Consider the following 25,795-nt stretch of genomic DNA (forward strand, 5'->3'; position numbering starts at 1 on the left):
CGAATGACGGCGAAATCGGCACCATTCCATACGCCTTGATCCGACCCTTCGGTCATGCGAATCGCCTCGCCACAAGCGGCCCAGCGCTCCGCCCCAGCTCGGCGTTTTCAGCGATTGTGCGCTGACTTATGATCGGCCCCGCATAGCAGCAGCCTTCTCCCATTCCACCTGCAGAGATGAGTTCATGTCGTCCGATCCTCGCTTCACCGCCATGCCCGACGCCAACGGATATTTCGGCCCCTATGGCGGCCAGCTGGTCCCGCCGCACCTCAAGCAGGCGATGGACGACATCAACCTGGCGTACGAGGAAATTCGCCAGCGCGATGACTTCCAGCAGGAACTGGCCGCACTGTTCGCCGACTACGTGGGTCGGCCAAGCCCGATCTTCCATGCGCGTCGCCTGTCCGAGCAGCTCGGCGGTGCGCAGATTCACCTGAAGCGCGAAGACCTGAACCACACCGGCGCGCACAAGATCAATCACTGCCTGGGCGAGGCGCTGCTGGCCAAATTCATGGGCAAGAAGAAGGTGATCGCGGAGACTGGCGCCGGCCAGCACGGGGTTGCCCTGGCTACCGCCTGCGCGCTGGTCGGCATTCCCTGCGAGATCCACATGGGCCAAGTGGACATCGAGAAGGAACACCCGAACGTCACCAAGATGAAGATCCTCGGCTGCAAGCTGGTAGCGGTCACCCGCGGCGCCGCGACGCTCAAGGAAGCGGTGGATAGCGCCTTCGAGGAATACCTGAAGGACCCGCACAACTACATCTACGCCATTGGCTCGGTGGTCGGCCCGCATCCGTTCCCGAAGATGGTCCGCGATTTCCAGTCAATCATCGGCACCGAGGCCCGTGAGCAATTCCTCGCCAAACATGGCCGCTTGCCCGATCACGTGGTTGCCTGCGTCGGTGGCGGCTCAAATGCCATGGGCATGTTCACCGCATTTCTCGAAGATGCCGCGGTCGAGCTGATCGGTATCGAGCCGGCCGGTGAAAGCCTGGACAAGCCAGGCCGACACTCGGCCACGCTGACGAAGGGCAAGCCAGGCGAACTGCATGGCATGGCCTGTTACGTGCTGGAGGATGCCGATGGCAACCCGTCCGCGGTGCACTCCATCGCTTCCGGTCTGGACTACCCCGGTGTCGGCCCACAGCACAGCTATCTCAAGGACATCGGCCGGGTGAACTACCAGACCGCGACCGACCAGGAATGCCTGGACGCCTTCATGACTCTATCGCGTGTGGAGGGCATCATCCCTGCCCTGGAAAGCGCCCATGCCGTGGCCTGGGCGATTCGCACCGCGCCGACGCTGGGCAAGGACAGCCATATCCTGGTCAACCTTTCCGGCCGCGGCGACAAGGACGCCGATTACGTCGCCAACCTGCTCGGCCTGTAACACATCAGCGCGGGCCGACAGTGCATATGCGCGTCGGCCGGGCGTAAACGCAACAGGCGGCCATAGCGGTTAAGATGCGCAGCCGCCCGACTGCTTCCAGGCCCGTGTAATGCATCACAGCGTCTCGCCTATCGGCTACGTCCGCTCCTGCTTCAAGGAGAAGTTCGCCATCCCCCGCCAGCCCAGCCTGGCGCCAGCCGCACGTGGCGTGCTGGAACTGCTGCCGCCGTTCGACAGTGGTGATGCGGTAGCCGGGCTCGAGCAGGTCAGCCACGTGTGGCTGCTATTTCTCTTCCATCAGGCGCTGGAAAGCAAATCCCGCCTCAAGGTTCGCCCGCCACGTCTGGGCGGCAATCGCATGGTTGGCGTGTTCGCCACGCGAGCAACGCACAGACCCAATGGCATCGGTCAGTCGGTGGTCAGGCTGGATAAGGTCGAGCCGGGACGACTGTTCATTTCCGGCATCGACCTGCTGGACGGCACCCCGGTGCTGGACATCAAACCCTACGTGCCCTACGCCGATGCGCTACCTGACGCACGCAACGACATGGCCGCCGATGCGCCAGAGTTGATCGAGGTGCAATGGTCGGAATCGGGATTGCTGCAAGCCCGCCGCGAAGCACTGCGCCTGGGCGAGCCTCTGGTCGAACTCATCGAACAGTGCCTGGCGCAGGACCCGCGCCCGGCCTATCAGAAGCCGGAGCCCGAACGACGTTACGGCGCGCAGTTATGGGATGTGGACGTACGCTGGCACTACCCTGCGCCAGGCGTGATCCGCGTTCTGGAAGTAGCGCCAGCAGCGCCGCAACCGGCCTGATGCCGGTGCGGCGCTCCCGTCATTTACCAGCAGGTGTCAGCAACAGGCGCTGCGTGCCGTAGACCTTGTCGAAATTCTCCGTCTTGAACGGGAAGCTCATGTACTGCGCCCTCATCCATGCATCGATACCGTCAGCATAGTGCGGGCTGGCCGGGTTGCCTGACTGACCGGAACTGTTGAGGCCGATCATCGGCTCGTCGCGGCCGAAGTCGACGATGATGCGCATCGCCGGGATCAGCCAGGTATCGAAGTTCGCCCCCATGCTGTAGGCCGAGGCATTCAGAGTGCTGTGATCGCCACCCATGGCATAGGGGCCACGGTCGAGGTAGCTACCGATGGCGTTGATCTTGCTCCGCTGGCTGGCCGGCATATGCGGCGCCAGCTGCGTTGCGCCAGAGGTCCAGCTGGCCGTGTGAAGCTTGCCCCATTGCCAGGCGCTACGCTCGCTGCCCAGCCGGCCTTCCAGCAGACTCACCGCACCAGCAAGACTGCGTGCCAGAATCGCCGGCTTGTCTTCGGTTTGCGCAGTCCGCTGGTCGTTCCAGAACGGACTGTCTTCACGTCCGAGCAAATGGTCCGCCTGCGCCGAGTAGGACGTGTTAGCCGTCTGCACCAGCGCACGCCACGCCGGCGTATCTTCCGGCCCTAGCTCATCGAGGAAGATCTGCCGTGCACTTTCGTGCAGGAAAGCGCCATACAGCGCGGCATCGGCCGAATCCGCAGTCAGCTTGCCGTCGAAGGCCATCAGCCGATCCAGCGCTTCTCGCGCCTTGTGTTGCTCACTGGCCGGCAGCGCATCGATTGCCTTGCGCAGCGGCTCGGCCATGCCCGGCGCCTCGAACATTGCCCTGAGCTTGGCAGCGAAAGGCGTGACCTGGTCGTACTGCATCGCGATGGTGCTGCGGGTGTCGTGCTTGCCCCGCCCCGCCAGCTCCGCCAGCCGCTCATAGCGCTCCGGGCCATACCAGGAGCTGGAAAGCTGCATCCCATAACCGCGCGGTACACTGCGATGGTTGGCGGTGCCCAGCCAGCCCTGGATAGGATCCTGGTCGTAGGGATGCAGCATCGGATCAGCGAAGCCGTCCCATTCATAACGATTGTCCCAACCCGGCGACGGCACCAGCCCCAATCCCTCGCGACGATTTGGGAAACGTCCGGTGACCTGCCAGCCGATTCCCTGCTGATCGGCGAAAACCAGATTCAGCGCGGTTGCACGAATTTCACGGGTCGCCTCGAAGGCCTGATCCACCGACTGCGCGCGGGACAGGTCGAAGAAGGCGTCGAGCGTGCGATCGGCCTCCAGTTGCGTGGTTTTCAACGCAAGGCCGTAACCACTGCGGAGCTGTAGCGGTTGCAAGGGGTGCTTGCGCTCGCCGAGCGCCGTGTTCAGCAGAGGCCCATTGCGGGTTTCGTAGATGGTCTCGCGAATCGGCCGCTCGCCTTTGACGAAGTAGGTTTCGTGCCGCTCGCGGGCCGGCAGCCACTTGCCATTAGCCAGATACATCAGGCGCGAGCCTTCGCGGCGGATCTGCTCGAGAAACAGATCCTGGTTGTCACCCATGACCATGGTCATGCCCCAGCCGAGCTTGCCGTTGAAGCCGGCCACAACCGCAGGTACGCCGGCGATAGTGACGCCCGCCGCCTGAAATTTCGGTGCGCGTATCTGCATGAAATTCCAGTACGAAGGCATCGACAGTGGCAAGTGCGTGTCGTTAGCCAAAATCGGCTTGCCACTCCGGGTGTTGCTACCGGCAATGGCCCAGTTGTTCGACGCAGCCATCCCAGTCGGGGTCAACGATGCCAAGTTTTGCGCCGCCTGCTCGATCGCCGCCAGCCCTGGTACCGATCCACCCAGCGCGAGTCCCTTGAGCTTGTCGGCTTCGGCGAACGGCAATGCTTCGTCCGGATAGATCGGCAGCAACCAGGCGAGCTTATCGCTACCCACCTTCTGCGCCAGCAGCAGCGCCGCCACTTCTTCCTGCAGATTCTGCGAAAGCCCGAAGTTGAGCAAACAGAACACCAGCACCGAGTCCTCGGGCTTCCAGTACTCAGGCTTGTAGCCGGACTCGGCAAGGTCCATCGGCAGCTTGTCCTGATGGCGATACAGGTAGGCGTTCACGCCGCGGGCGTAGACCTCGAAGAACTTCTTCATCCGCGGCGAGGACTCGCGATAGAGCAGCTCGGCGCTCTGGCGCAGATTCACCGCGCGCATGAAGCGGTCGCTCTCCAACACGCCGGGGCCAACCATCTCCGCCAATCTCCCTTGAGCCATCAGCCGTAGGCTGACCATCTGGCTCAGACGATCGGTGGCGTGGACGTAACCCATGGCGAACAGCGCATCGTGGAACGACGAGGTTTCGATCAGCGGCATGCCCAGCGAATTGCGCCGGATGCTCGCGCTGCCTGCCAGGCCGGTCAGCGGCTGAATGCCCTGCGGCGGCGGCAGGCTGGCGCTGTAGCGATTATCGAGATAGGCCTGACAACCGCCAAGGCCAGCCAGGCCGAGCGCGGCCCCCAGCGTCAGGCGAACCAGGGCGAACGGCAGACGCAGAGACATCAAAGACTCCTGAGCGAGCTTGGCAAGGGATGGTACTGACAGATTAGAGGGCGCGCGGCGAAGAAGATCGGTCGATCAGGCCGCGTCGCGGGATTTTGGCAGAGCTTCGTCGAGCAGCCAACGGGCCGAACGCCGAGCCTCGGCCTTGTGCTGCAGCTCGAGGGCACTGAACTGCGCTTCATGTCGGCGCCGCTCCTGCTTGTCCAGCGCCTTCCAGGCGGCATGGGTCGGCACTTGCTCGGTGGCCTCGAACAGCTGCTGGAAGACCTGACAACGAGGATGCTGCCCCAGCGCCACATCATAGTTGTCGAGCAGCACCTTGATGCGGATTGCCCCCTCGATGAGCGGGACTTGCTCCTCCAGCAGGCAGCTGGCGAGGATTCGCAGATCCTCCGCCAGCGCGGTCTGCTGCTGCGTCCGCGCCTCTGCCTGCAACCGCTCGTTGCGCCAGACACGCCGCCAGAGATACAGCGCATAGCCGCCCAGCGCAGCAATCAGCAGCGTGGCGATGACGAACAGACCGATGGCCAGGGTCATGACAGGCTCAGGCGCCGTGGCATTTCTTGTACTTCTGCTGGCTGCCACAAGGGCACGGGTCATTGCGACCGACGTCCTTCAGCGGATTACGCACAGGTTCGTGGCTGTGATTGCAATGCGGGCCATGAACGTGGTGATGGTCATGGTCGTGATCGTGGTTGCAGTCGGGACCATGTACGTGGGGCTCTTGACTCATCTGGGTACTACTCCGGAATAAAGTTGCCCGGGATTATCTCGCCATTGCTGGAAATGTGCACGCGCCGGCCCATCATCAGCCCGGTCTTGAGCTCACCTGCCAGGCGGTAGGCGATCGGACGGTCGGGCTTCTCCAGCAGACGCACGATGTACTTCATATGGCGCCAGAGGTTGGTGTGAACCGGCACCTCGTAGTACTCGAAGCTGTTGGCAGGTACTGTCAGCCAGCCACTGGACTCGCCGCTGGCCAATTCCACGTCGTTGAGATGGACTTTGTAGATCAGCCCGCGCACCGGCAGGCTGTGATCGTTGGGGTTGTCGATACGAAAGCGCAGCATGAATTGCTGTTCCAGCAGCCGCGCCTTGATGATATCGACCTTGGTGAGCTCGACCGTAGGGTCCTTGAAATCGCCCGAAAACCAGGTCGAGCATCCGGCCATGCCGCCAAGCAGGCAGAGCAACACGACGGTTCTAAGAATTCTTATTGTGTGTGCCTGGCAAAACATTCCGGTACTCCAAAGGACGGCCAAGTGTAGCAAGCAGCATGCTTGCCGCAACGGGGGCCACCGCAAAAATACCAGTCTCAGGCCGCAATATGACAACGACGTTTCAGACAAAGCGCTCCCGCATTGCAGTGCGCCGCGGATCACTCACGTCGCCAGCACGTTTGCGAGGACCTGTCGCGCCTTGCCTATGCCGGCAGCCAGTGCCGCTTCGATCTCGGTCATGGTGATCACCCCGCTCGCCTTGCCGGCCGCCGGATTGACCACCAGCGCCAGGCAGGCATAAGGCAGATCGAGTTCGCGCGCCAGCGCAGCCTCGGGCATTCCGGTCATACCGACGATGTCGCAGCCGTCGCGTTCCATACGGGTGATCTCCGCTACGGTTTCCAACCGCGGACCCTGCGTGCAGCCATACACACCGTGGCTGCTGAACGCATAGCCCTCGGCTGCGAGTGCGCCGATCAGGCGCTCGCGCAGCGCTTCGTCATAGGGATAGCTGAAATCGATGTGGGTCACGTGATCTATATCGCCTTCGAAGAAGGTGTGTTCGCGACCGTAGGTGTAATCGACAATCTGATGGGGTACGCAAAAATGTCCGGAGCCCATGGCCGAATGGATGCCACCGACCGCATTGATTGCAAGAATCGCCTCCGCCCCGGCCTGCCTCAGCGCCCATAAGTTGGCTCGATAATTCACCTGATGTGGCGGAATGCGGTGCGGATGGCCATGCCGTGCAAGGAACAGCACCTCTCGGCCGCTGTATTCGCCACGCAGGATTTCACCGGACGGGCGCCCGTAGGGCGTATCGATGAGCTGCGCGCGCTGCATCTTGAAGCCGCTCAACTGAGTCAGGCCGGTGCCGCCGATGATGGCATGGACAGTCATGGGTATTCCTTGAAAGAAAAAGGGTCAGTCAATCAGGTCGGCGGCCTTGAGCGCGCCAATGGCGTCAAGCCAACGCGGATTCTGCTTGTACTCAGCAGCGCACTCCCGACCAGCGCGCATACGCGAAAGCGCAGGCGGCGCCGTGACGCTGAGGCGCTGCAGCGCAGCCAACGCCAGTTCAGCCGCCGCCCGATCATTACACACCAGCCCCATGTCACAGCCGGCAACCAGTGCAGCCTGGATGCGATCGGCCGCATCGCCGGCGACGTGCGCGCCCGCCATCGACAGATCGTCACTGAAGATAACGCCCTTGAAGCCGAGCTCGTTACGCAGGATGTCCTGCAGCCAGCGCCGCGAAAAACCTGCGGGCTGGTCATCGACCTGAGGATAGATCACGTGCGCAGGCATGATCGCATCGAGCGTGCCGCTCAGCGCCTTGAAGGGAATCAGATCACAGCGGCGCAACTCTTCAAGACTTCGTTCGTCGACCGGGATCGCGACATGGGAGTCCGCCTCGGCCCAGCCATGACCGGGAAAGTGCTTGCCGGTTGCGGCCATACCCGCCGCGTGCATGCCACGGATGAACGCGTCGATCAGCACTACGGCGGCCTGCGGATCGCCTTCGAATGCACGCGTTCCCACCACGGCACTGCGCTGGTGGTCAAGATCGAGAACCGGTGCGAAGCTGAAATCCAGGCCCGCAGCGAGTACCTCGGTCGCCATCACCCAGCCGCAGGCTTCCGCCAGCCGCGGCGCGTCGGAGCAGCGCGCAAGTTCGCGCATCGGCGGAAGCCGTACGAAACCCTGGCGCAGCCGCTGGACGCGGCCACCCTCCTGGTCCACCGCCAACAGCAGGTCTGGCCGCACGGCTCGAATCGATCGGCACAGCTCGTCGACCTGGCGCGAGTGCTCGATATTTCGGGCAAACAGAATAAGCCCGCCGACCTCGGGCTGGCGAAGCAGCTGGCGATCCTCGGCAGTCAACCAGGTACCAGCAATGTCCAGCATCAGTGAACCGTGCATATGCAGAAGGGATCCTTATTCGAGTTCAGCGGCAGCCCAATCGGGACAGGGCGCCTCGTCGATGCGCACCGCACAGTGAGGCGGCACCAATGGGAAGAGTTGCAGCAGGTCGGCATTGCGCATGCGAATACAACCGTGGGAAAGAGGTACGCCCATCGGCTCACAATCGGGGGTGCCGTGAATGTAGATGTAACGGCGGAAGGTATCGACCTGCCCCTGGCGATTGACCCCTGGCTCGCACCCGCTGAGCCAGAGAATCCGGGTCAGGATCCAGTCACGACCGGGAGAAATTCCGTGAAGCTCAGGGGACCATACCTCCCTCGTCCAGCGCCGCCCGCGCAACACCGCACCTTGAGGCAAACCGTCACCGAGGCGCGCACGCACCTGATGCAGACCGCGCGGCGTGCAACCAGAACCGTTCAGCTCGCCCGCACCATTGCGTGCCGTAGAGACAGAAAAGCGCAGACGCAACTGGCCCTCGGCGAAGCCATAGAGCTGCTGATCGGCGATGGAAATATGCAGAAAATCGAGAAATGCCATGGGCGGCTAGCTTAGCCGATCACCCGGCAGGCTTGTAGCTCAAGCCTTCGCCGGGATAGCCACTGCGTTGCGCCGCGCGATCGGTTGCGCCGCCGCCAGCGTGTTGTCATCAATGCCACTGTCGGCGCGCATGCCGGCCGCGAGAAACGGCACCATCATACGCATGACCTGCTCGATCGAGGTTCTGACGCCAAAATCGTTCTCGGAAATAGCGCGCAGTGCCTTGATACCCGACATGCTGAATGCCGCCGCACCAAGCATGAAGTGCACACGCCAGAACAGTTCGATGGGCGGAATGGCCGGCGCCGCGTCATGCACCTTGAGCATGTAGCGACGGAACACCTTGCCGTACATGTCTTCCAGATAGCGTCGCAGGTGGCCCTGGCTCTGACTGAAAGACAAGCCCAGCAGGCGCATGAAGATGGACAGATCATCGCCGCTGCGCGGTTTGACCGCCAAGGCTTGCTCGACGAGGATTTCCAGCAATTCCTCGAGCGTGTCCTTCTTGTCGGTCAATGCCTCGCGTCGATCCAGTTCACGCTCGAGACTGGCACAGAATGGCCCGAGAAAACGCGAGAACACCGCCTGGATCAGCGCCTTCTTCGAACCGAAATGATAGTTCACTGCCGCGAGGTTGACCCCAGCCTTGCTGGTGATCAGGCGAAGCGAGGTTTCGGCGAAGCCTTTTTCCGCGAACAGCTGTTCCGCTGCATCAAGAATGCGCTCAACTGTTTCCGACTGCGCCATGCCCCCTCCGAAAGACAAACAACTGTTTGAAACTTACGTTTCACCGACCGGCAAGTCAACCACGAAACGCCTTGTGGCACTAGCGTCATTGTCGCAGACAGACCACGGAGCACGCCGGATGTGCTTTCAAAACCATCATAATCATTCGTTGCCAAGGCCGGATCACTGTATATAATCCCAGTCACTGTATAAAAGAACAGAGACCGACATGATCAAGCTGACGCCTCGCCAGACGGAAATCCTCGCGTTCATCAAGCGCTGCCTGGAAGACAATGGGTATCCACCCACTCGCGCAGAGATCGCTCAGGAACTCGGCTTCAAGTCACCCAACGCTGCCGAAGAACATCTCAAGGCACTTGCCCGCAAGGGCGCTATCGAGATGACGCCCGGGGCGTCTCGCGGGATACGTATTCCGGACTTCGAACCCGCCGCATCCGAAAACGGCCTGCCGATCATCGGCCGCGTTGCTGCCGGCGCGCCGATTCTGGCGCAGCAACATGTCGAAGAATCCTGCCAGATCAGCCCCGCGTTTTTCCATCCGCGCGCCGATTATCTGCTGCGTGTCCACGGCATGAGCATGAAGGACGTCGGCATTTTTGATGGCGACCTGCTTGCCGTGCACACCACCCGCGAGGCCCGCAACGGCCAGATCGTGGTTGCTCGCGTCGGTGACGAAGTCACGGTGAAGCGTTTCAAGCGTGACGGCAAGAAGGTTTGGCTGTTGGCTGAAAACCCCGAGTTCGCGCCCATCGAGGTCGACCTCGAACAGCAGGAACTGGTGATAGAAGGCTTGAGTGTCGGCGTAATCCGCCGCTAAGGAGAAGGTTCATGCAGTACCAGACCAGCACTTCCCGGCCCCAACTTTCGTTGTTCGACGGCGTCATTGCGCAAAGCCTGGCACCGTTTGGCAACCTGAAACCACGCAACAAACCCGAGCAGGACAAGGAATATCTGAGCGAGTTGAGCCTGAGTGGCAGCAGCGAGCACTGCCACCTGCTGCTTGCCCCGATCCTGCGTGAACTCGGCGATGCAGCGGACAGCCGCTGGCTGACGCTGATTGCCCCGCCTGCTTTCCTCTCGCAGAACTGGCTGCGCAAGTGCGGTCTGAATCGCGAACGCATCATCCTGCTGCAGCCACGCGACGCCGAGGGCGCGATGGAACTCGCCTGCAAAGCCCTGGCCTCGGGGTGCAGCCATACCGTGGTCAGCTGGTTTGATCAGCTCGATGGGGCAACACGTAGCAAACTATGCGCAGCCGCCAGCCTGGGCGCAGCTCAGAGTCTGAATATTCGTCTCGGATGTTGAACCGCACGGCACAGGGACGTGCTGAAAATCGCGGATGGAATCCTGAAGCTATAACGCTCGAGCAATAGCTCACTCAGTGCAGAACACGCGGCTCTTCATCGTCGCGCTCGAAATCCCCTTCCGACATGCGACCGGCCATCTGAACGCCGACATTGAACATCGCCTTGGCAATCTCGACGTGCTGCCCCTGTAGAAATAGCTTGGCGTCTTCCGAAAAATTCAGCGTGACCAACACCTCTTCGTCCTCGGCACGACGAAGCACGATGCGCCCGTCAGGTAGCTCGACGATTTCCAGAAAAGATGTAGGCATGGATCAGCTCCGCGTGAAAGGCGGCCATTGTAGCAGCCGACCAGCCTCAGGACAGCCTTTGCAGGTCTCAAGCTCCTTTCGCTAGCAACACCCCGATAGGTAGCAGCATCATGCAGCCGTGCATTGCCCGACCAACAAAACAATGCGGCTATGGATACCGACACGTAGCATGCACAAAAAAAGCGCGCGCCGGCGCTCGATAAGGATTGTGTATGACAACCCGCACCTTGCTGCTTACCGCCTTGGCCATGCTTGCATTTGCCGGCAACTCGATCCTATGCCGTATCGCCTTGCGGGACACCGCTATTGACCCGGCCAGCTTCACCGGCCTCCGTATACTGGCCGGAGCGCTCACGCTCTGGCTAATGTTGCGAATCGGCACGCCGAGACAATCGCAGGGCGGAGATTGGTTCAGCGCCTTGGCGCTGTTCATCTACGCCGCTAGTTTTTCCTACGCCTATATCAACCTGGATGCCGGAGCCGGCGCCCTGCTGCTGTTCGGCGCGGTGCAGTTGAGCATGCTTGCTTGGGGATTGCTGCGGGGCGAGCGCTTTAGCGCTTGGCAGATTGTCGGCTTGCTGTTGGCATTGAGCGGATTGCTGATTCTGCTGCTGCCGGGAAGCAGCGCGCCGGCATTGGACGGCGCACTGCTCATGCTGCTGTCCGGTGTCGCCTGGGGCATCTATTCGCTGCGTGGACGGGGCGCGAGCAATCCCCTTGCAGCAACTGCGGGCAATTTCATCAAGGCCGTGCCGCTGGCAGCAGTGCTTTGTCTGGTGACGCTTGGCCAGCAGCAATGGGATGCGCCAGGAATCGTGTACGCCCTGCTCTCCGGGGCGCTGACCTCTGGGGTCGGCTACGCCATCTGGTACGCGGCGCTGCCCGGTCTTGCGGCAATACAGGCGGCGAGCGTCCAGCTCAGCGTTCCGCTACTCACAGCCATCGCCGGGACTGTGCTGCTGGGTGAAGCGTTGACGGCAACGCTGATCATCTCAGGTGCGGCGATTCTCGGCGGCATCGCCATGGTCCTGAGTATCAGGCACCGCGGCTGACGCCACGGTCCCGAGTGTCACCATTCGGTCAACGACTCACGAAAACGTAATGCCAGGCCCTTGAGGTTCTGTCGCCAGGCTTCCAGCTCGACGCGCGACAGCGGTGGCACATCGTCCTCGACACTGACTGCCTCGATCAACGGCTGGCGCGGATCAGTCTTGGCCTTGGCAGGAGCGCGTGGCGGCTGGAGCAGCTGCTTGTAGGCGGTAAGCAACTGCCCGAGCCAAGTGCTTGGCTGCTCCGACAATTCCAGCAATTCGGCGAGTTCCGGGCTCGGCGCAGCCTCGAGCACGCTGCGGGTCAGAAATGCCTCGACGACAGGCGCATCCGCACCGGGCGATCGGTAGTAACCGGCGATCTCATGGCACAGTCCAAGCAAGGCGCCGTAAAGGTGGAACAGGCAAGCCTCACGTTCAGCCTGAATCAAACCTTGAGAATTCATCGAGGCAGATTCTTCGGCCTTGCGCCAGCTTTCCAGTGACAAACCGGCGAAGAATATCTTCTGGTTGGTACGTGTGTAGAGCTCGTGAGCCATGGCATGCTCTCCGAAAGAAGATGGACAGAGAATGGACCTTCACAGGTTGCCGCACCAGATCGGCTGACGAAGTGCCAGCCGATTTGAAGAACGCACTCGGTGCAGCCGGTCTGCTGAGCGGTCGACCGCAAAGAAATCAGCGTTTGTCTTCGACCTTCCACTTGCCGCCATCGTAGAACGCTTTCCAGCCGGTCGGCTTGCCGTCCACTTCGGTCTGCACGTACTGCTCCTTGGTCTTGCGGCTGAAGCGGATAACCGCGAAGCGGCCTTCCGGATCCTTCTGCGGCGCATCGAGCAGAAAGTGGTACTTGGGATCGATCTCGTCCTTGTGCGGAATCAGCTCACGCACCAGCGGCGCGCGGGTTTCGCGATTCTTCGGGAACTGACTGGCAGCCAGGAACAGGCCGGAAGCGCCATCGCGCAGTACGTAGGTGTCGTCGACCTTGTCGCACTTGAGCTCGGGCATCTTCACCGCATCCATCTTCGGTGGCGCGGCTTCGCCATTTTTCAGCAGCTTGCGGGTGTTCTTGCATTCGGCGTTGGTACAACCGAAGAACTTGCCGAAGCGACCGGTCTTGAGCTGCATTTCGCTGCCGCACTTGTCGCATTCCAGGCTCGGGCCTTCATAGCCCTTGATGCGGTACTGGCCTTTCTCGATCTCATAACCCGAGCAATCCGGGTTGTTGCCGCAGATATGCAGCTTCTGCGTCTCGTCGAGCAGATAGGCATCCATCGCGGTACTGCAGAGCGGGCAGCGGTGCTTGCCAAGCAGCACGCGAGACTCGGACTCGCCCTCGTCATCGGCAGCGATCTCGTCGCCCGGAACCAGGTTGACGGTGGACTTGCAGCGTTCCTTCGGCGGCAGGCTGTAGCCGGAGCAGCCGAGGAACACGCCGGTGGAAGCGGTACGGATCATCATCGGCCGACCGCAGACCTTGCACGGGATATCGGTCACGGTCGGCTGATTGGCACGCATGCCGTTCTCGCTGGCCTCGGCAACCTCGAGCTTCTTGCGGAAGTCACCGTAGAATTCGTCCAGTACGTGCTTCCAGTCGCGCTCACCCTGGGCGACGTCGTCCAGATGCTCTTCCATGCCGGCGGTGAAACCGTAGTCCATCAGATTGTTGAAGCTCTCGGACAGGCGCTCGGTGACGATGTCGCCCATCTTCTCCGAATAGAAACGGCGGTTGTGCAGCGAGACGTAGCCGCGGTCCTGGATGGTCGAGATAATCGCTGCGTAGGTGGACGGCCGGCCGATACCGCGCTTCTCCATCTCCTTGACCAGACTGGCTTCGGAGTAGCGCGCTGGCGGCTTGGTGAAGTGCTGGCTCGGGTCGAGCTTGAGCAGCTTCATGTCGTCGCCCTTGTTCATCTCCGGCAACACGTCATCCTCACCGGCCTTGCTCTGCTGCGGCATGACCTTGGTGTAACCGTCGAACTTCAGGATGCGGCCCTTGGCGCGCAGTTCGAAATTGCCGGCAGCGACGGTCACGCTGGTGGACAGGTACTGTGCCGGCGGCATCTGGCAGGCTACGAACTGGCGCCAGATCAGCTCGTACAGACGCTCGGCATCGCGTTCCATGCCCGAAAGCTGGGTCGGGCGCAGGTTGACGTCGGACGGGCGAATCGCCTCGTGCGCTTCCTGCGCGCCTTCTTTGCTCGAATAGACATTCGGTTTTTCCGGTAGGTACTTGTCGCCGAACTCGCTCTCGATGAAACCGCGCACCATACCGATCGCGTCAGCGGAAAGGTTGGTCGAGTCGGTACGCATGTAGGTGATGTAACCGGCTTCGTACAGGCGCTGAGCCATCATCATGGTCTTCTTCACACCGAAGCCGAGGCGATTGCTCGCCGCCTGCTGCAGGGTCGAAGTGATGAAGGGGGCCGAGGGCTTGCTGCTCGTCGGCTTATCTTCGCGCTTGCTGACGCTGTACTGCGCGCCCTTGAGTTTCTCCAGTGCAGCGGTGGCTTGGGCTTCGTTCAGCGGCTTGAAGGCTTCGCCGTTCTCACGCGCGACCTCGAAACGCACCTTGGCCTGCTGCGCATTCGCCAGGTCCGCGTGAACTTCCCAGTATTCTTCCGGAACGAAGGCGCGAATCTCACGCTCGCGCTCGACCACCAGCTTCACCGCTACCGATTGCACTCGGCCGGCGGAAAGCCCGCGGGCGATCTTCGCCCAGAGCAGCGGCGACACCATGTAGCCAACCACCCGATCGAGGAAACGACGCGCCTGCTGTGCGTTGACCCGGTTCAGATCGAGTTCGCCAGGCTTGGAGAAAGCCTCCTGAATCGCCTTCTTGGTGATCTCGTTGAACACCACGCGCTTGTAACGGCTGTCGTCGCCGCCAATCGACTCGCGCAGGTGCCAGGCGATGGCCTCCCCCTCTCTATCCAAGTCGGTCGCGAGATAGATGGTATCGGCTTCCTTGGCCAGACGGCGCAGTTCCTCGATGACCTTTTCCTTGCCGGGCAGGATCTCGTACTTGGCCTTCCAGCCGTGCTCCGGGTCGACCCCCATGCGGGTGATGAGTTGACGCTTGGCCTTCTCCTTCGGCGACAGCGCAGGCGCTTCGGCGGCCGCAGCCTTGCCGCGCTTGACCGGCTCCTTGTTGGCAGAGCCGCTGGTAGGAAGGTCGCGGATATGGCCGATACTCGACTTCACCACGTACTGGTTGCCCAAATACTTGTTGATTGTCTTGGCCTTGGCCGGTGATTCCACGATGACCAGCGATTTACCCATGGAGAGGAGAGTTCCTGAATCTAGAGGTGAACAGAGGCGGCGCCTCCGACAGTTTGAATACCCGCACCGGCGCTAAACGGCAAGGCATCAGCGTACGTTAGTGCGCGTTTTGCGAACGGGCCGACCTGACAGAAAAATCGCCCTGCCCGGCTCCGCCTGGTGCGAATCAGAGCAGCCGTTCGATGCCATCCAGCGAACAGCAAGGTTTAAGCTCTGTCTGAAAAGCACCGCTATATATAGTGGCGATGGAGGTGAGGTCAAGCGCGGACCTGGTGGCCGCTAGCCAGCTCAACCTTCGAAAACGCTCGTTTCGGCTTCGATCAATGCGAAACGCGGGACCGTTTCGCCGTTGACTTCGACAGTCTCGATGAACATCGACAACGGGCGCACCCAGAGTCCACGTTCCCCATACAGCGCCTGGTAGAACACCACCGACTCCTCGGTCTCGGAGTGCCGCGCAACAGCGAAAACGCGATATTCCGGCCCCTTGTAATGGCGATAACGCCCCGGCTGCAACTGCATGCCTACCTCCACACAAATACAAAAAAGAAAAACCGGGGCACCAGGCCCCGGCTTCCATGCACCGGCTGACAATCATATTCCCGCTCAGTCGCGAGATTGGCTGTCAGCCTAGCGCAGTCATTTGCATCTGTCTGTTAGACGCGTTCGAAGACCGTACTGATCCCCTGGCCCAGACCGATACACATGGTGGCAATACCAATCGTACCGTTGTTCTGCTTCATCACGTTCAGCAGGGTGCCGGAGATACGCGCACCGGAGCAACCGAACGGGTGACCCAGAGCGATCGCGCCGCCGTGCAGGTTGACCTTCTCTTCCATCTTGTCGAGGAGTTTGAGGTCCTTGAGCACCGGCAGAGCCTGTGCAGCGAAGGCTTCGTTCAGCTCGACGTGACTGATGTCGTCCATGGTCAGACCGGCGCGCTTGAGCACCTTCTGGGTGGACGGCACCGGGCCGTAACCCATGATTGCCGGGTCGACACCAGCCAGTGCCATGGCGCGAACCACGGCCAACGGCTGGATGCCGAGATCCTTGGCGCGCTGGGCGGACATGACGATCATGCAGGACGCGCCGTCGGTGATCTGCGAGGAAGTACCTGCAGTCACGGTGCCGCCCTTCGGGTTGAACGCAGGCTTCAGCGCAGCCAGGCTTTCCAGGGTGGTGTCCGGACGGATGGTTTCGTCGTAATCGAAGACCTTGAGGAAACCATCCTCGTCATAGCCTTCCATCGGGATGATTTCATCCTTGAAGTTGCCTTCCAGCGTGGCCTTGTGCGCCAGGCGGTGCGAACGCTCACCAAAGGCATCCTGCTGCTCGCGGGTGATGCCGTGCATCTTGCCCAGCATTTCGGCAGTCAGGCCCATCATGCCGGACGCCTTGGCGGCGTACAGCGACAGCTGCGGGTTCGGGTCGACGCCGTGCATCATGCTGACGTGGCCCATGTGCTCCACACCACCGATGACGAACACGTCACCATTGTTGGTCTGGATGGCCTGCACGGCAGTGTGCAGGGCGCTCATGGACGAACCGCAGAGGCGGCTCACGGTCTGGCCGGCGCTGGTGTGCGGGATACGCGTCATCAGCGAAGCCATGCGGGCGATGTTCCAGCCCTGCTCGAGGGTCTGGTTCACGCAGCCCCAGATCACGTCCTCGACTTCGGCCGGGTCGATCTTCGGGTTGCGCGCCAGCACGCCGTCGATCAGGTGTGCGGACATGGTTTCAGCGCGGGTATTACGGTGCATGCCGCCCTTGGAGCGCCCCATCGGGGTGCGACCGAAGTCGACGATGACTGCATCTCTTGGATTCAGGCTCATGAATTCTCTCTCCCTCGATTAACCGTAGAAGCGCTGGCCGTTGGCAGCCATCTCGCGCAGCTTCGCGGTCGGGTGGTACAGCGGGCCCAGGTCGGCGTACTTGTCGGCCATCGCGACGAACTCGGCGACGCCGATCGAATCGATGTAGCGCAGCGCACCGCCACGGAAGGGTGGGAAGCCAATGCCATAGATCAGGCCCATGTCGGCTTCGGCAGCGGTCTCGACGATGCCGTCTTCCAGGCAGCGCACGGTTTCCAGGCACAGCGGGATCATCATGTAGTTGATGATGTCCTCGTCGGACAGCTCGCGAGTCTCGGCAACGATCGGCTTGAGCAGCTCGTAAGCCTGGGCATCGACGACCTTCTTCGGCTTGCCCTTCTTGTCCATCTCATAGGCGTAGAAGCCCTTGCCATTCTTCTGGCCGAGGCGGTTGGCCTCGTACATGACGTCGACAGCCGTGCGGGTGTCGTCCTTCATGCGATCCGGGAAGCCTTCAGCCATCACGTCACGGCCGTGGTGGCCGGTGTCCATGCCGACGACGTCCATCAGATAGGCCGGGCCCATCGGCCAGCCGAACTTCTCCATCACCTTGTCGGCGCGAACGAAGTCGACACCGTGGGCGATGGCGCGGGCGAAGCCGCCGAAGTACGGGAACAGCACGCGGTTGACCAGGAAGCCCGGGCAATCGTTGACCACGACCGGGCTCTTGCCCATTTTCTTGGCGTAGGCAACGGTGGTTGCGATAGCCACTTCGCTGGTCTTCTCGCCACGAATCACTTCCACCAGCGGCATCATGTGCACCGGGTTGAAGAAGTGCATGCCGCAGAAGTTTTCCGGACGCTTGAGCGCCTGGGCCAGGTAGTTGATGGAGATCGTCGAGGTGTTGGAGGCGATGATCGCGTCTTCGCGAACGTGCCCTTCAACCTCGGCCAGCACGGCGTGCTTGACCTTCGGGTTCTCGACCACGGCCTCGACGACGATGTCGACGTTACCGAAATCACCATACGACATGGTCGGGCGAATCGCGTTGAGCGCCTGAGCCATCTTGTCGGCAGTCAGACGGCCTTTCTCGACACGCTTGCCGAGCAGCTTGGAGGCCTCATCCAGGCCCATCTGGATACCCTCTTCACGGATATCCTTCATCAGGATCGGCGTGCCCTTGACGGCCGACTGGTAGGCGATGCCGCCGCCCATGATGCCAGCGCCGAGTACGGCAGCCAGTTTCACGTCGCGCGCCTGCTTGTCGTAGGCCTTGGCCTTCTTCTTCAGTTCCTGATCGCTGAGGAACAGGCCGACCAGGCTCTGTGCAACCGAGGTCTTGGCCAGTTTGACGAAGCCAGCGGCCTCGACTTCGATGGCCTTGTCACGACCGAAGTTGGCGGCCTTCTGAATGGTCTTGATGGCTTCGACCGGGGCCGGATAGTTCGGGCCGGCCTGGCCAGCAACGAATGCCTTGCTAGTTTCAAAGGCCATCATCTGCTCGATGGCGTTGAGCTTGAGCTTGTCCAGCTTCGGCTGACGCTTGGCCTTGTAGTCCAGCTCGCCGGAAATGGCGCGCTTGACCAGATCCAGTGCAGCGGCCTGCAGTTTGTCCGGGGCGACCACGGCATCGACTGCATGAACCTTGAGCGCGTCTTCGGCGCGGTTTTCCTTGCCGGAGGCGATCCACTCGACAGCGTTATCCACACCGATCAGACGCGGCAGGCGTACGGTGCCGCCGAAGCCCGGGTAGATGCCCAGCTTCACTTCCGGCAGACCGACCTTGGCGGCGGTGGACATGACGCGATAGTCGGCGGCCATGCACATCTCGAAACCGCCACCCAGGGCGATACCGTTGATGGCGGCCACGGTAGGTACGCCCAGGTCTTCGAAATCGCTGAAGATCTTGTTGGCTTCGAGGTTGCCGGCGACCAGTTCCTCGTCAGCCATCTTGAAGTTGTCGACGAATTCGGTGATGTCGGCGCCGACGATGAATACGTCCTTGCCGCTGGTAACGATGACGCCTTTCACCGACGCGTCAGCCTTGATGGCATCGACGGCCTGGCGCAGATCGTTGAGAGTGAGGCGATTGAACTTGTTGACGGACTCACCCTTGAGGTCGAAATTCAATTCGACGATGCCGCTCTCAAGAGCCTTAACCGTGATGGCTTTACCTTCGTAAATCATCAACTGATCTCCAGGTATGGAAGCTGAACGTTACGTGTCTCACGTCTTCGGCCCTTACTCGACCGCGCCTTGCAGCGAACGACACCCACCGACACGATAATCCGGGTGATCGGCATCTGCTCTGGCAAACGCTCGATTCATACGCCCGTTTGATTTGGGTCGGCACACCTTCGGGGAAAAGCTCAGCATTGTCAATCAGCTGGTTTGCCTAACCGAAAGCCACCTGCAAGCGGACATTTCGCGACCACCCGGTCATCATCGACAACGCCGATTCGCCGCCATTCACCGCGCCGATCCTTGCCGTGCACCGGTCACCGACCGACGCCACGTTTGTCTGTTGAATCCTAGCCGTAGCCGAGCAGGTACACTGCCGCATCTCGCTCTATGCCATCACCGGCCCTACCGCCCGCGAACCGAATCCGGAGTTACTGCATGTCCCAAGCCCCCATCGCCCGCGCCGACACTGGCACCGATCCCTATCGCTGGCTGGAGAATCGCGACGCCGATGATGTGCTGGCGTACCTCAAGGCAGAGAACGCATACCTCGAGGAACAGCTCGCCGACCAGTCCGAAGTGCGCGAGACGCTGTTTCAGGAAATAAAGAGCCGCATCCGCGAGACCGACCTGTCCCTGCCGTCGCCCTGGGGGCCGTGGCTGTATTACCAGCGCACCACGGCTGGCGACGAATACCCGCGGCACTATCGCTGCCCGCGGCCGCTCGATGGTTCGCTCACCGTAGATGAGAACGCCGAACAGCTGCTGCTCGACCCCAACGAGCTGGCCAAAGGCGGCTTCCTCTCCCTGGGCGCGTTCAGCGTCAGCCAGGACCACAGCAAGCTGGCCTACAGCCTCGATCGCGAAGGCGACGAGATCTACCGACTGTTCGTCAAGGATCTCGCCAGCGGCGACGTGACCGCCCTGCCCTTCGACGATTGCGACGGCAGCATGACCTGGGCCAACGACAGCCAGACGCTGTTCTACGGCGAACTGGACGACACCCACCGTCCGCACAAGGTCTACCGCCATCGCCTCGGAGAAACCGGCAGCAACGAGGTTTATCACGACCCGGACGGGCGCTTCTTCGTGCATTGCTACCGCGCCAGCTCCGAGCGCCAGCTGGTCATCCTTTCCCACAGCAAGACCACCAGCGAAGCCTGGGTGCTGTCGGCGGACGAGCCGGAAGGTCAATGGACGTGCCTGGCACCACGCCAGGAAGACCACGAGTACTTTCCCGATCATGGCCTTCACGAAGGTCAGTGGAGCTGGCTGATCCGCAGCAATCAGGCGGGCATCAACTTCGCCCTCTATCTCGCCAGCGAGGCGCAGCCCGAGCGGGAGCATTGGCAGGAACTGGTCCCGCATGACGACGCGGTGATGCTCGAGGATGTCAGCCTGAACGCCGAGGCGATCACCCTGACCCTGCGCGAAAGCGGCCTACCAGTGATCGAGGTGCGGCCGCAGGGCGTGCAGCCCTATCGCCTGCAGCTGCCCGATGCGGCCTACAGCCTGCACGTACAGAATTCGCTGGAGTTCACTAGCACGGTGATCCGCCTGCGCTATGAAGCGCTCAACCGACCGGCACAAGTCCGTCAGCTGACGCTGGTCGACGGCTCGCAGGAAGTGCTGAAAGAAACACCGGTGGAAGGCCCGTTCGATGCGGACGCCTATGAAAGTCGACGCATCTGGGCGACCGCCCAGGACGGCACGCAGATTCCCATCAGCCTGGTCGGCCGGCGTGACAGCTTCGGCAAGCCGGCTCCGCTCTATCTCTATGGCTACGGTGCCTATGGGCACAGCCTCGACCCGTGGTTCTCCCATGCGCGCCTGTCGCTGCTCGACCGCGGTTTCGTCTTCGCCATCGCGCATGTGCGTGGCGGTGGTGATCTCGGCGAAGCCTGGTATCGCGCCGGCAAGCTGGAACACAAGCCGAACACCTTCCGCGACTTCATCGCCTGCGCCGAGCAGCTGCTGGCCGACGGCTACACCACCTCGCCGCGCCTGGCCATCAGCGGCGGCAGCGCCGGCGGCCTGCTGATCGGCGCGGTGCTGAACATGCGCCCGGAGCTGTTCGGCGCAGCCGTCGCCGAGGTGCCCTTCGTCGATGTGCTGAACACCATGCTCAACGCCGACCTGCCGCTGACCGTGACCGAATACGACGAGTGGGGCGACCCGAACCAGCCCGAAGTTCATGAGCGGATCAAGGCCTACGCGCCCTACGAAAATATCCGCGCCCAGGCCTACCCCGCGCTGCTCGCAGTGGCCGGCTACAACGACAGCCGCGTGCAGTACTGGGAAGCCGCCAAGTGGGTCGCCAAGCTACGCGCCACCCGTACCGACGACAATCTGCTGCTGCTCAAGACTGAATTCGGTGCCGGGCACGGCGGCATGAGTGGGCGCTACCAGGCGCTCAAGGACGTGGCGCTGGAGTACGCCTTCGTGCTCAAGGTATTCGGCATGGCCGGTTAGCACGCTCTCGCGCGCAGCCTGTCTGGTGCGCGAGACATTCATCCATGGGGCCGACCGTGAAGCACGGCTGTCCCGCGCCGGTGTTAGCCGCGAAGCTCGTCCATCGCATTTCACGATTCGCGGTCAGGACCGCTCCCACGCATCGGCGCGCCCTGGATCGCTCCCCTGCATCCGTTTGGCTTCCCACAACAGCCACTACACCGCGTTGTCGCCAGATGCCGACCTGCGGCACCGAACAGCCTGCGCTGGCGAGAGTCATTCATTGAGAATGTCCTCGTCGGAGCCACCCAATGAACAACAATTCTTCGAACCACCAGAATCAGAACGTCCACGGTTGGGAGCGCGCCATGTCCCTGGCCGGCGGGCTGTATTTCCTTGCCAAGGGCCTCAGCCGCGGCGGCCTGGGCGGACTGCTGCAGCTGGGTATCGGCGGCCTGGCGCTGTCCCGTGGCGTAACCGGTCACTGCGAAGCCAAGCGCGTGTTCAATGAAATCAACGAACAGGCCGGCATGGCCGAAGGCCGCTCGCACCACATGCCGTTCGAACGCTCGGAAAAAGATAGTCAGCAACTGCAGGCCAATGCCGCGGCAGCCACCAACGGCACCACCGTAACCGGCAATGACAGCCTGAAAAGCCCGCCCGCCGGCGTCTGATCCCCGCGGCCATACAAGCGGGAAACATCGAGCCCGGCGTGTCGTGGCATTGCAGCCGGGCACACGCTCCATGGGTAGAGGCGACCGGCTGCGTGACTACGCTCCGGTCGCCCTCGCCTTCAGCGCTTCTTCACCGCCTCATGAGCCTCGATCAGCTGATCGACCACACCAGGATCGGCCAGGGTCGAGGTATCGCCCAGCGCGTCATAGTCGTCCGTGGCGATCTTGCGCAGCAGCCGGCGCATGATCTTGCCGGAACGCGTCTTCGGCAGCCCAGGGGCCCACTGAATCACATCCGGCACGGCGATCGGCCCGATTTCCTTGCGCACCCATTGCTGCAGCTCCTGACGCAGCGCATCCGTGGGTTGCACGCCACTGACCAAGGTCACATACACGTAGATCGCCTGCCCCTTCAGCGCATGCGGAACGCCCACCGCTGCCGCTTCGGCCACCTTGGCATGGGCGACCATGGCGCTTTCTATCTCCGCAGTGCCCATGCGGTGCCCGGACACGTTGAGCACGTCATCCACCCTTCCGGTGATCCAGTAATAGCCATCCTCGTCGCGGCGCGCGCCATCGCCGGTGAAGTACATGCCGCGGAAGGTCTTGAAGTAGGTGTCGACGAAGCGGTCGTGGTCCTTGTAGATGGTGCGCATCTGCCCCGGCCAGGAGTCGAGGATTACCAGATTGCCCTCGGCAGGGCCTTCGAGCAGGTTGCCGAGGTTGTCCACCAACCCCGGCACCACGCCGAACAACGGGCGCGTGGCGGACCCCGGCTTGAGCGCAGTCGCTCCCGGCAGCGGGCTGATCAGGATGCCGCCAGTCTCGGTCTGCCACCAGGTATCGACGATGGGGCAGCGCGATTGGCCGACCGTTTCGTAATACCAGTGCCATGCCTCGGGATTGATCGGTTCGCCCACCGTGCCGAGCAGACGCAGGCTGGAGCCGTCGGCCCCCCCCACCGCCGCGGCCCCCTCGGCCATCATGGCGCGGATCGCCGTGGGCGCCGTGTAAAGGATGTTCACCTTATGCTTGTCGATAATCCGGGCGATGCGGGTAACGTCTGGATGATTCGGCACGCCTTCGTACATCAGCGTCGTCGCGCCGTTGGCCAGCGGACCATAGATCAGGTAACTGTGCCCGGTGATCCAGCCGATATCGGCCGTGCACCAATAGACCTCCCCGGGGCGGTAGTCGAACACCCGCTCATGGGTCAGTGCGGCATAGAGCAGATAGCCGCCGCAGGTATGCAGAACGCCCTTCGGCTTGCCCGTGGAGCCGGAGGTATAAAGGATGAACAGCGGCTCGTCGGCCCCCATTTCCTTCGGCGCGCAAACCTCACCGGCCACGCGCATCAGGTCGTCGTAGCAGATGTCGCGATGCGCGTGCCAGCGGATGTCCGCACCCGTGCGGCGCACGACGATGATCTTCTTCACACAGCTGGTCTGGGGATTGGTCAGCGCCTCGTCGACATTCTCCTTGAGCGGCACGGGTTTGCCGCCGCGAATGCCTTCGTCGGCGGTGATCACGATCTTCGACTGACCATCGATGATGCGCCCGGCCAGTGCTTCCGGGGAGAAGCCACCGAACACCACCGAATGAATAGCGCCGATGCGTGCGCAGGCCAGCATCGCCACCGCGGCCTCGGGAATCATCGGCATGTAGATGGTCACCACGTCGCCGCGGTGCACATCCTGCCCGCGCAGGGCATTGGCGAACTTGCTGACTTCCTGGTGCAGCTCGCGGTAGGTGATCTCGCGGTGTTCGGAAGGATCATCGCCCTCCCAGATGATTGCCAGCTGATCGCCGCGCTCGGCCAGGTGCCGATCCAGGCAGTTGGCCGAGACGTTGAGCGTGCCATCGGCGAACCATTTGATATCCACATGATGATCGTCGAAGGAGGTGCGCTTGACCTCGGTGAAAGGCCGGATCCAGTCCAGCCGCGCCGCCTGTTCACGCCAGAAGCCCTCGGGATTGATCACCGACTGCTGGTACATGGCCTTGTAGCTGGCTTCGTTGGTCAGTGACTGAGCGGCCACCTCGGGCCGAACCGGATATACGGACGCAGCGCTCATGGCAGTTCCTCGTCTGTCTTGTTGGTATGCAGAACCCTGTCCAGCAGGCGAACCCAATGACCAACCCAGCGCCTGTCAGACGGTGCACTCCAGCCAAGCACGCCACCCTTGGCGTATCGGCTTTGCTCAAGCATAGACCGCGCCTCACCGCATGGCGTGTGCACTGCCGCCATTTGCCAGAGCTTTCGCGTAGCTGAATGCTTCAGTCCCGAGACCAGCGAACGCGTTTTGCGGGCAAAAAAAAAGCGGCCTCAAGGGCCGCTCGGTCAACCATCCGGTTGGAATACACACTTGTCCGATCACGCAGATAGACACCGCCATTCTGTGCAGCCCGCGCCGCGGCCGAAACTGCACATTGGTCTAACAGACCATTGGCGGGCTTGCCTCAGGGCGCAGAGTTGGCTGCGCGCGCGGCCTCGATCAGGTCCTTGCCGATATCGGCTTCGAACTTCTTCCACGCCGGCTGCACCGCGTCGCGCCACTTGTCGCGTTGCTCGTCGGTAAGCACCAGAATCTCGCTCTTGCCTGAGTCGATCACGCCCTGCTTGGCCTTCTCGTTCAGCGCCTCGGCCTGGCGGTTCACCTCCACGGTGACCTCGTCGATGATCGCTTCCAGCTCGCCGCGCACCTCTGCCGGCAGGCCGCTCCAGAACCTGGTGTTGGTGATCAGCAGGTAGTTGCCGATGCCGTGACCGGACTCGGTGATGTACTTCTGCACCTCGTGGTACTTCTGGCTGTAGATGTTCGACCAGGGATTGTCCTGGGCATTGACCACGCCGGTCTGCAGCCCTTGATAGATTTCGGCGAAGGCCATCTTGCGCGGTACTGCCCGCAGGGCGGTGTACTGGGCGGCCTGCAGGTCCGAGGGCTGCACGCGGAATTTCAGTCCGCGGGCGTCGGCCGGCTCGCGCAGCGGCTTGTTGGCAGTGAAGTGGCGCATGCCGTTGAGCCAGTAGGCCAGGCCGGTGATGCCCTTGTCCTCCATGGATTTGAGCATGGCGCGGCCCTTGTCCGACTGCTGGAAGCGCTGCGCCGCGGCCATGTCGTCGAACAGGAACATCAGGTCGAACAGCTGCAGCTGCTTGGTGTACTGCTCGAGCTTCGACGGTGCCGGCGCCAGCAGCTGCACCTCGTTCATCAGCAGTGCCTCCATCTCCTTGCCGTCGCCGTACAGCGAGGAGTTGGCGAACACCTGCACCTCCACCTGGCCGGGCAGGCGCTCTTCCACGAGCTTCTTGAACATCAGCGCGCCCTGGCCCTTCGGCGTGCTGTCGGCGGTGATATGGGAGAACTTGATCAGGATCGGATCGGCCTGGGCGCCGAGGACGCTAAACAGCGCCGAAGCGGCGAGCAGACGGGTGATGCCACGGGTGAGTCGTGCCATGGAGAGCTCCGTTTTGTAGTTGTGTGAGCCATGCAGCTGGTCCGACTCTACCCCGCTGCCCCCTCGGGCTGAATTGCTA

The 25,795-nt window shown here is 62.0% G+C and carries 23 protein-coding genes; 7 read left to right on the forward strand and 16 right to left on the reverse strand.

Annotation, left to right across the window (positions count from 1 at the left end; genetic code table 11):
* Nucleotides 1-184 precede the first annotated feature (184 nt).
* Nucleotides 185-1,393: a tryptophan synthase subunit beta gene (gene trpB / locus LLJ08_RS12630; RefSeq protein WP_228207175.1), complete on the forward strand. Its 1,209-nt coding sequence runs from the start codon at nt 185-187 to the stop codon at nt 1,391-1,393.
* A 109-nt stretch (nt 1,394-1,502) separates the two neighbouring features.
* Nucleotides 1,503-2,210: a tRNA (N6-threonylcarbamoyladenosine(37)-N6)-methyltransferase TrmO gene (gene tsaA, locus LLJ08_RS12635; protein WP_228207176.1), complete on the forward strand. Its 708-nt coding sequence runs from the start codon at nt 1,503-1,505 to the stop codon at nt 2,208-2,210.
* Between the two features lie 19 nt (nt 2,211-2,229).
* Here the strand turns inward: tsaA and LLJ08_RS12640 are convergent, their stop codons facing one another.
* The 8 genes from LLJ08_RS12640 to LLJ08_RS12675 all read right to left on the reverse strand — a co-directional run bounded on the left by LLJ08_RS12640 (nt 2,230) and on the right by LLJ08_RS12675 (nt 9,197).
* Nucleotides 2,230-4,767 carry a penicillin acylase family protein gene (locus LLJ08_RS12640; protein ID WP_228207177.1) on the reverse strand — a complete coding sequence of 846 codons (2,538 nt, stop codon included), beginning with the start codon at nt 4,765-4,767 and terminating at the stop codon, nt 2,230-2,232.
* A gap of 75 nt (nt 4,768-4,842) precedes the next feature.
* The gene (locus tag LLJ08_RS12645; RefSeq protein ID WP_014820587.1) at nt 4,843-5,304 is read right to left on the reverse strand and encodes a DUF2489 domain-containing protein; all 462 of its coding nucleotides are present in this window, start codon (nt 5,302-5,304) and stop codon (nt 4,843-4,845) included.
* 7 nt (nt 5,305-5,311) lie between these two features.
* The gene (locus LLJ08_RS12650; protein ID WP_003302497.1) at nt 5,312-5,500 is read right to left on the reverse strand and encodes an SEC-C metal-binding domain-containing protein; all 189 of its coding nucleotides are present in this window, start codon (nt 5,498-5,500) and stop codon (nt 5,312-5,314) included.
* A gap of 7 nt (nt 5,501-5,507) precedes the next feature.
* Nucleotides 5,508-6,005 carry an LEA/WHy family protein gene (locus tag LLJ08_RS12655; protein WP_041754418.1) on the reverse strand — a complete coding sequence of 166 codons (498 nt, stop codon included), beginning with the start codon at nt 6,003-6,005 and terminating at the stop codon, nt 5,508-5,510.
* 144 nt (nt 6,006-6,149) lie between these two features.
* Nucleotides 6,150-6,887 (reverse strand): S-methyl-5'-thioinosine phosphorylase, encoded by a 738-nt coding sequence (locus LLJ08_RS12660; RefSeq protein ID WP_023445660.1) that lies wholly within the window; start codon nt 6,885-6,887, stop codon nt 6,150-6,152.
* Nucleotides 6,888-6,911: 24 nt separating this feature from the next.
* A complete protein-coding gene (gene nagZ / locus LLJ08_RS12665) occupies nt 6,912-7,910 on the reverse strand; it encodes a beta-N-acetylhexosaminidase (protein ID WP_102831519.1) in 999 nt (332 codons plus the stop codon).
* 15 nt (nt 7,911-7,925) lie between these two features.
* Complete coding sequence (locus tag LLJ08_RS12670) at nt 7,926-8,450, reverse strand: L,D-transpeptidase (RefSeq protein ID WP_045667030.1); 525 nt, start codon at nt 8,448-8,450, stop codon at nt 7,926-7,928.
* 39 nt (nt 8,451-8,489) lie between these two features.
* Entirely contained in the window at nt 8,490-9,197 is a 708-nt protein-coding gene (locus LLJ08_RS12675; RefSeq protein WP_011912890.1) for a TetR/AcrR family transcriptional regulator, read from the reverse strand.
* A 208-nt stretch (nt 9,198-9,405) separates the two neighbouring features.
* Between LLJ08_RS12675 and lexA the strand changes: the two genes are divergently transcribed.
* Together lexA and sulA are read left to right on the forward strand one after the other, a co-directional pair.
* Nucleotides 9,406-10,014, forward strand: coding sequence for a transcriptional repressor LexA (lexA, locus tag LLJ08_RS12680; protein ID WP_014820593.1), 609 nt, complete (start codon nt 9,406-9,408; stop codon nt 10,012-10,014).
* 11 nt (nt 10,015-10,025) lie between these two features.
* A complete protein-coding gene (sulA, locus tag LLJ08_RS12685; RefSeq protein WP_014820594.1) occupies nt 10,026-10,502 on the forward strand; it encodes an SOS-induced cell division inhibitor SulA in 477 nt (158 codons plus the stop codon).
* A gap of 73 nt (nt 10,503-10,575) precedes the next feature.
* Here the strand turns inward: sulA and LLJ08_RS12690 are convergent, their stop codons facing one another.
* Complete coding sequence (locus LLJ08_RS12690) at nt 10,576-10,812, reverse strand: hypothetical protein (RefSeq protein ID WP_014820595.1); 237 nt, start codon at nt 10,810-10,812, stop codon at nt 10,576-10,578.
* Between the two features lie 212 nt (nt 10,813-11,024).
* Between LLJ08_RS12690 and LLJ08_RS12695 the strand changes: the two genes are divergently transcribed.
* Nucleotides 11,025-11,864: a DMT family transporter gene (locus LLJ08_RS12695; RefSeq protein ID WP_023445657.1), complete on the forward strand. Its 840-nt coding sequence runs from the start codon at nt 11,025-11,027 to the stop codon at nt 11,862-11,864.
* A gap of 17 nt (nt 11,865-11,881) precedes the next feature.
* Here LLJ08_RS12695 and LLJ08_RS12700 read toward each other — a convergent pair whose 3' ends face one another.
* From LLJ08_RS12700 to fadB, 5 genes are all read right to left on the reverse strand, one after another.
* The gene (locus tag LLJ08_RS12700) at nt 11,882-12,400 is read right to left on the reverse strand and encodes a DUF6586 family protein (RefSeq protein WP_023445656.1); all 519 of its coding nucleotides are present in this window, start codon (nt 12,398-12,400) and stop codon (nt 11,882-11,884) included.
* Nucleotides 12,401-12,536: 136 nt separating this feature from the next.
* Nucleotides 12,537-15,140 (reverse strand): type I DNA topoisomerase, encoded by a 2,604-nt coding sequence (gene topA / locus LLJ08_RS12705; RefSeq protein WP_228207178.1) that lies wholly within the window; start codon nt 15,138-15,140, stop codon nt 12,537-12,539.
* Nucleotides 15,141-15,428: 288 nt separating this feature from the next.
* Nucleotides 15,429-15,662 carry a DUF1653 domain-containing protein gene (locus LLJ08_RS12710; RefSeq protein ID WP_014820599.1) on the reverse strand — a complete coding sequence of 78 codons (234 nt, stop codon included), beginning with the start codon at nt 15,660-15,662 and terminating at the stop codon, nt 15,429-15,431.
* 134 nt (nt 15,663-15,796) lie between these two features.
* Entirely contained in the window at nt 15,797-16,972 is a 1,176-nt protein-coding gene (fadA, locus tag LLJ08_RS12715; RefSeq protein ID WP_003285577.1) for an acetyl-CoA C-acyltransferase FadA, read from the reverse strand.
* 18 nt (nt 16,973-16,990) lie between these two features.
* The gene (fadB, locus tag LLJ08_RS12720) at nt 16,991-19,138 is read right to left on the reverse strand and encodes a fatty acid oxidation complex subunit alpha FadB (RefSeq protein WP_221103674.1); all 2,148 of its coding nucleotides are present in this window, start codon (nt 19,136-19,138) and stop codon (nt 16,991-16,993) included.
* Nucleotides 19,139-19,570: 432 nt separating this feature from the next.
* Here fadB and LLJ08_RS12725 point away from each other — a divergent pair, with 432 nt between their 5' ends.
* Together LLJ08_RS12725 and LLJ08_RS12730 are read left to right on the forward strand one after the other, a co-directional pair.
* Nucleotides 19,571-21,604, forward strand: a complete 2,034-nt coding sequence (locus LLJ08_RS12725) for a S9 family peptidase (RefSeq protein WP_228207179.1) — start codon at nt 19,571-19,573, stop codon at nt 21,602-21,604.
* Nucleotides 21,605-21,894: 290 nt separating this feature from the next.
* On the forward strand, nt 21,895-22,257 hold the full coding sequence (locus LLJ08_RS12730; RefSeq protein ID WP_090519545.1) for a YgaP-like transmembrane domain: 363 nt from the start codon (nt 21,895-21,897) through the stop codon (nt 22,255-22,257).
* Nucleotides 22,258-22,376: 119 nt separating this feature from the next.
* On the opposite strand, the gene acs is transcribed toward LLJ08_RS12730, so the two are convergent.
* Nucleotides 22,377-24,332: an acetate--CoA ligase gene (gene acs, locus LLJ08_RS12735; protein WP_228207180.1), complete on the reverse strand. Its 1,956-nt coding sequence runs from the start codon at nt 24,330-24,332 to the stop codon at nt 22,377-22,379.
* 385 nt (nt 24,333-24,717) lie between these two features.
* The gene (locus LLJ08_RS12740) at nt 24,718-25,716 is read right to left on the reverse strand and encodes a TRAP transporter substrate-binding protein (RefSeq protein ID WP_228207181.1); all 999 of its coding nucleotides are present in this window, start codon (nt 25,714-25,716) and stop codon (nt 24,718-24,720) included.
* Nucleotides 25,717-25,795 lie beyond the last annotated feature (79 nt).

The sequence above is a fragment of the Stutzerimonas chloritidismutans genome (assembly GCF_020783375.1).
Classification (GTDB): domain Bacteria; phylum Pseudomonadota; class Gammaproteobacteria; order Pseudomonadales; family Pseudomonadaceae; genus Stutzerimonas; species Stutzerimonas kunmingensis.

Coding starts and splice junctions, on each gene's coding strand:
- trpB (WP_228207175.1), top strand. CDS start 185: ATGTCGTCCGATCCTCGCTTCACCGCCATGCCCGACGCCAACGGATAT.
- tsaA (WP_228207176.1), top strand. CDS start 1,503: ATGCATCACAGCGTCTCGCCTATCGGCTACGTCCGCTCCTGCTTCAAG.
- LLJ08_RS12640 (WP_228207177.1), bottom strand. CDS start 4,767: ATGTCTCTGCGTCTGCCGTTCGCCCTGGTTCGCCTGACGCTGGGGGCC.
- LLJ08_RS12645 (WP_014820587.1), bottom strand. CDS start 5,304: ATGACCCTGGCCATCGGTCTGTTCGTCATCGCCACGCTGCTGATTGCT.
- LLJ08_RS12650 (WP_003302497.1), bottom strand. CDS start 5,500: ATGAGTCAAGAGCCCCACGTACATGGTCCCGACTGCAACCACGATCAC.
- LLJ08_RS12655 (WP_041754418.1), bottom strand. CDS start 6,005: ATGTTTTGCCAGGCACACACAATAAGAATTCTTAGAACCGTCGTGTTG.
- LLJ08_RS12660 (WP_023445660.1), bottom strand. CDS start 6,887: ATGACTGTCCATGCCATCATCGGCGGCACCGGCCTGACTCAGTTGAGC.
- nagZ (WP_102831519.1), bottom strand. CDS start 7,910: ATGCACGGTTCACTGATGCTGGACATTGCTGGTACCTGGTTGACTGCC.
- LLJ08_RS12670 (WP_045667030.1), bottom strand. CDS start 8,450: ATGGCATTTCTCGATTTTCTGCATATTTCCATCGCCGATCAGCAGCTC.
- LLJ08_RS12675 (WP_011912890.1), bottom strand. CDS start 9,197: ATGGCGCAGTCGGAAACAGTTGAGCGCATTCTTGATGCAGCGGAACAG.
- lexA (WP_014820593.1), top strand. CDS start 9,406: ATGATCAAGCTGACGCCTCGCCAGACGGAAATCCTCGCGTTCATCAAG.
- sulA (WP_014820594.1), top strand. CDS start 10,026: ATGCAGTACCAGACCAGCACTTCCCGGCCCCAACTTTCGTTGTTCGAC.
- LLJ08_RS12690 (WP_014820595.1), bottom strand. CDS start 10,812: ATGCCTACATCTTTTCTGGAAATCGTCGAGCTACCTGACGGGCGCATC.
- LLJ08_RS12695 (WP_023445657.1), top strand. CDS start 11,025: ATGACAACCCGCACCTTGCTGCTTACCGCCTTGGCCATGCTTGCATTT.
- LLJ08_RS12700 (WP_023445656.1), bottom strand. CDS start 12,400: ATGGCTCACGAGCTCTACACACGTACCAACCAGAAGATATTCTTCGCC.
- topA (WP_228207178.1), bottom strand. CDS start 15,140: ATGGGTAAATCGCTGGTCATCGTGGAATCACCGGCCAAGGCCAAGACA.
- LLJ08_RS12710 (WP_014820599.1), bottom strand. CDS start 15,662: ATGCAGTTGCAGCCGGGGCGTTATCGCCATTACAAGGGGCCGGAATAT.
- fadA (WP_003285577.1), bottom strand. CDS start 16,972: ATGAGCCTGAATCCAAGAGATGCAGTCATCGTCGACTTCGGTCGCACC.
- fadB (WP_221103674.1), bottom strand. CDS start 19,138: ATGATTTACGAAGGTAAAGCCATCACGGTTAAGGCTCTTGAGAGCGGC.
- LLJ08_RS12725 (WP_228207179.1), top strand. CDS start 19,571: ATGTCCCAAGCCCCCATCGCCCGCGCCGACACTGGCACCGATCCCTAT.
- LLJ08_RS12730 (WP_090519545.1), top strand. CDS start 21,895: ATGAACAACAATTCTTCGAACCACCAGAATCAGAACGTCCACGGTTGG.
- acs (WP_228207180.1), bottom strand. CDS start 24,332: ATGAGCGCTGCGTCCGTATATCCGGTTCGGCCCGAGGTGGCCGCTCAG.
- LLJ08_RS12740 (WP_228207181.1), bottom strand. CDS start 25,716: ATGGCACGACTCACCCGTGGCATCACCCGTCTGCTCGCCGCTTCGGCG.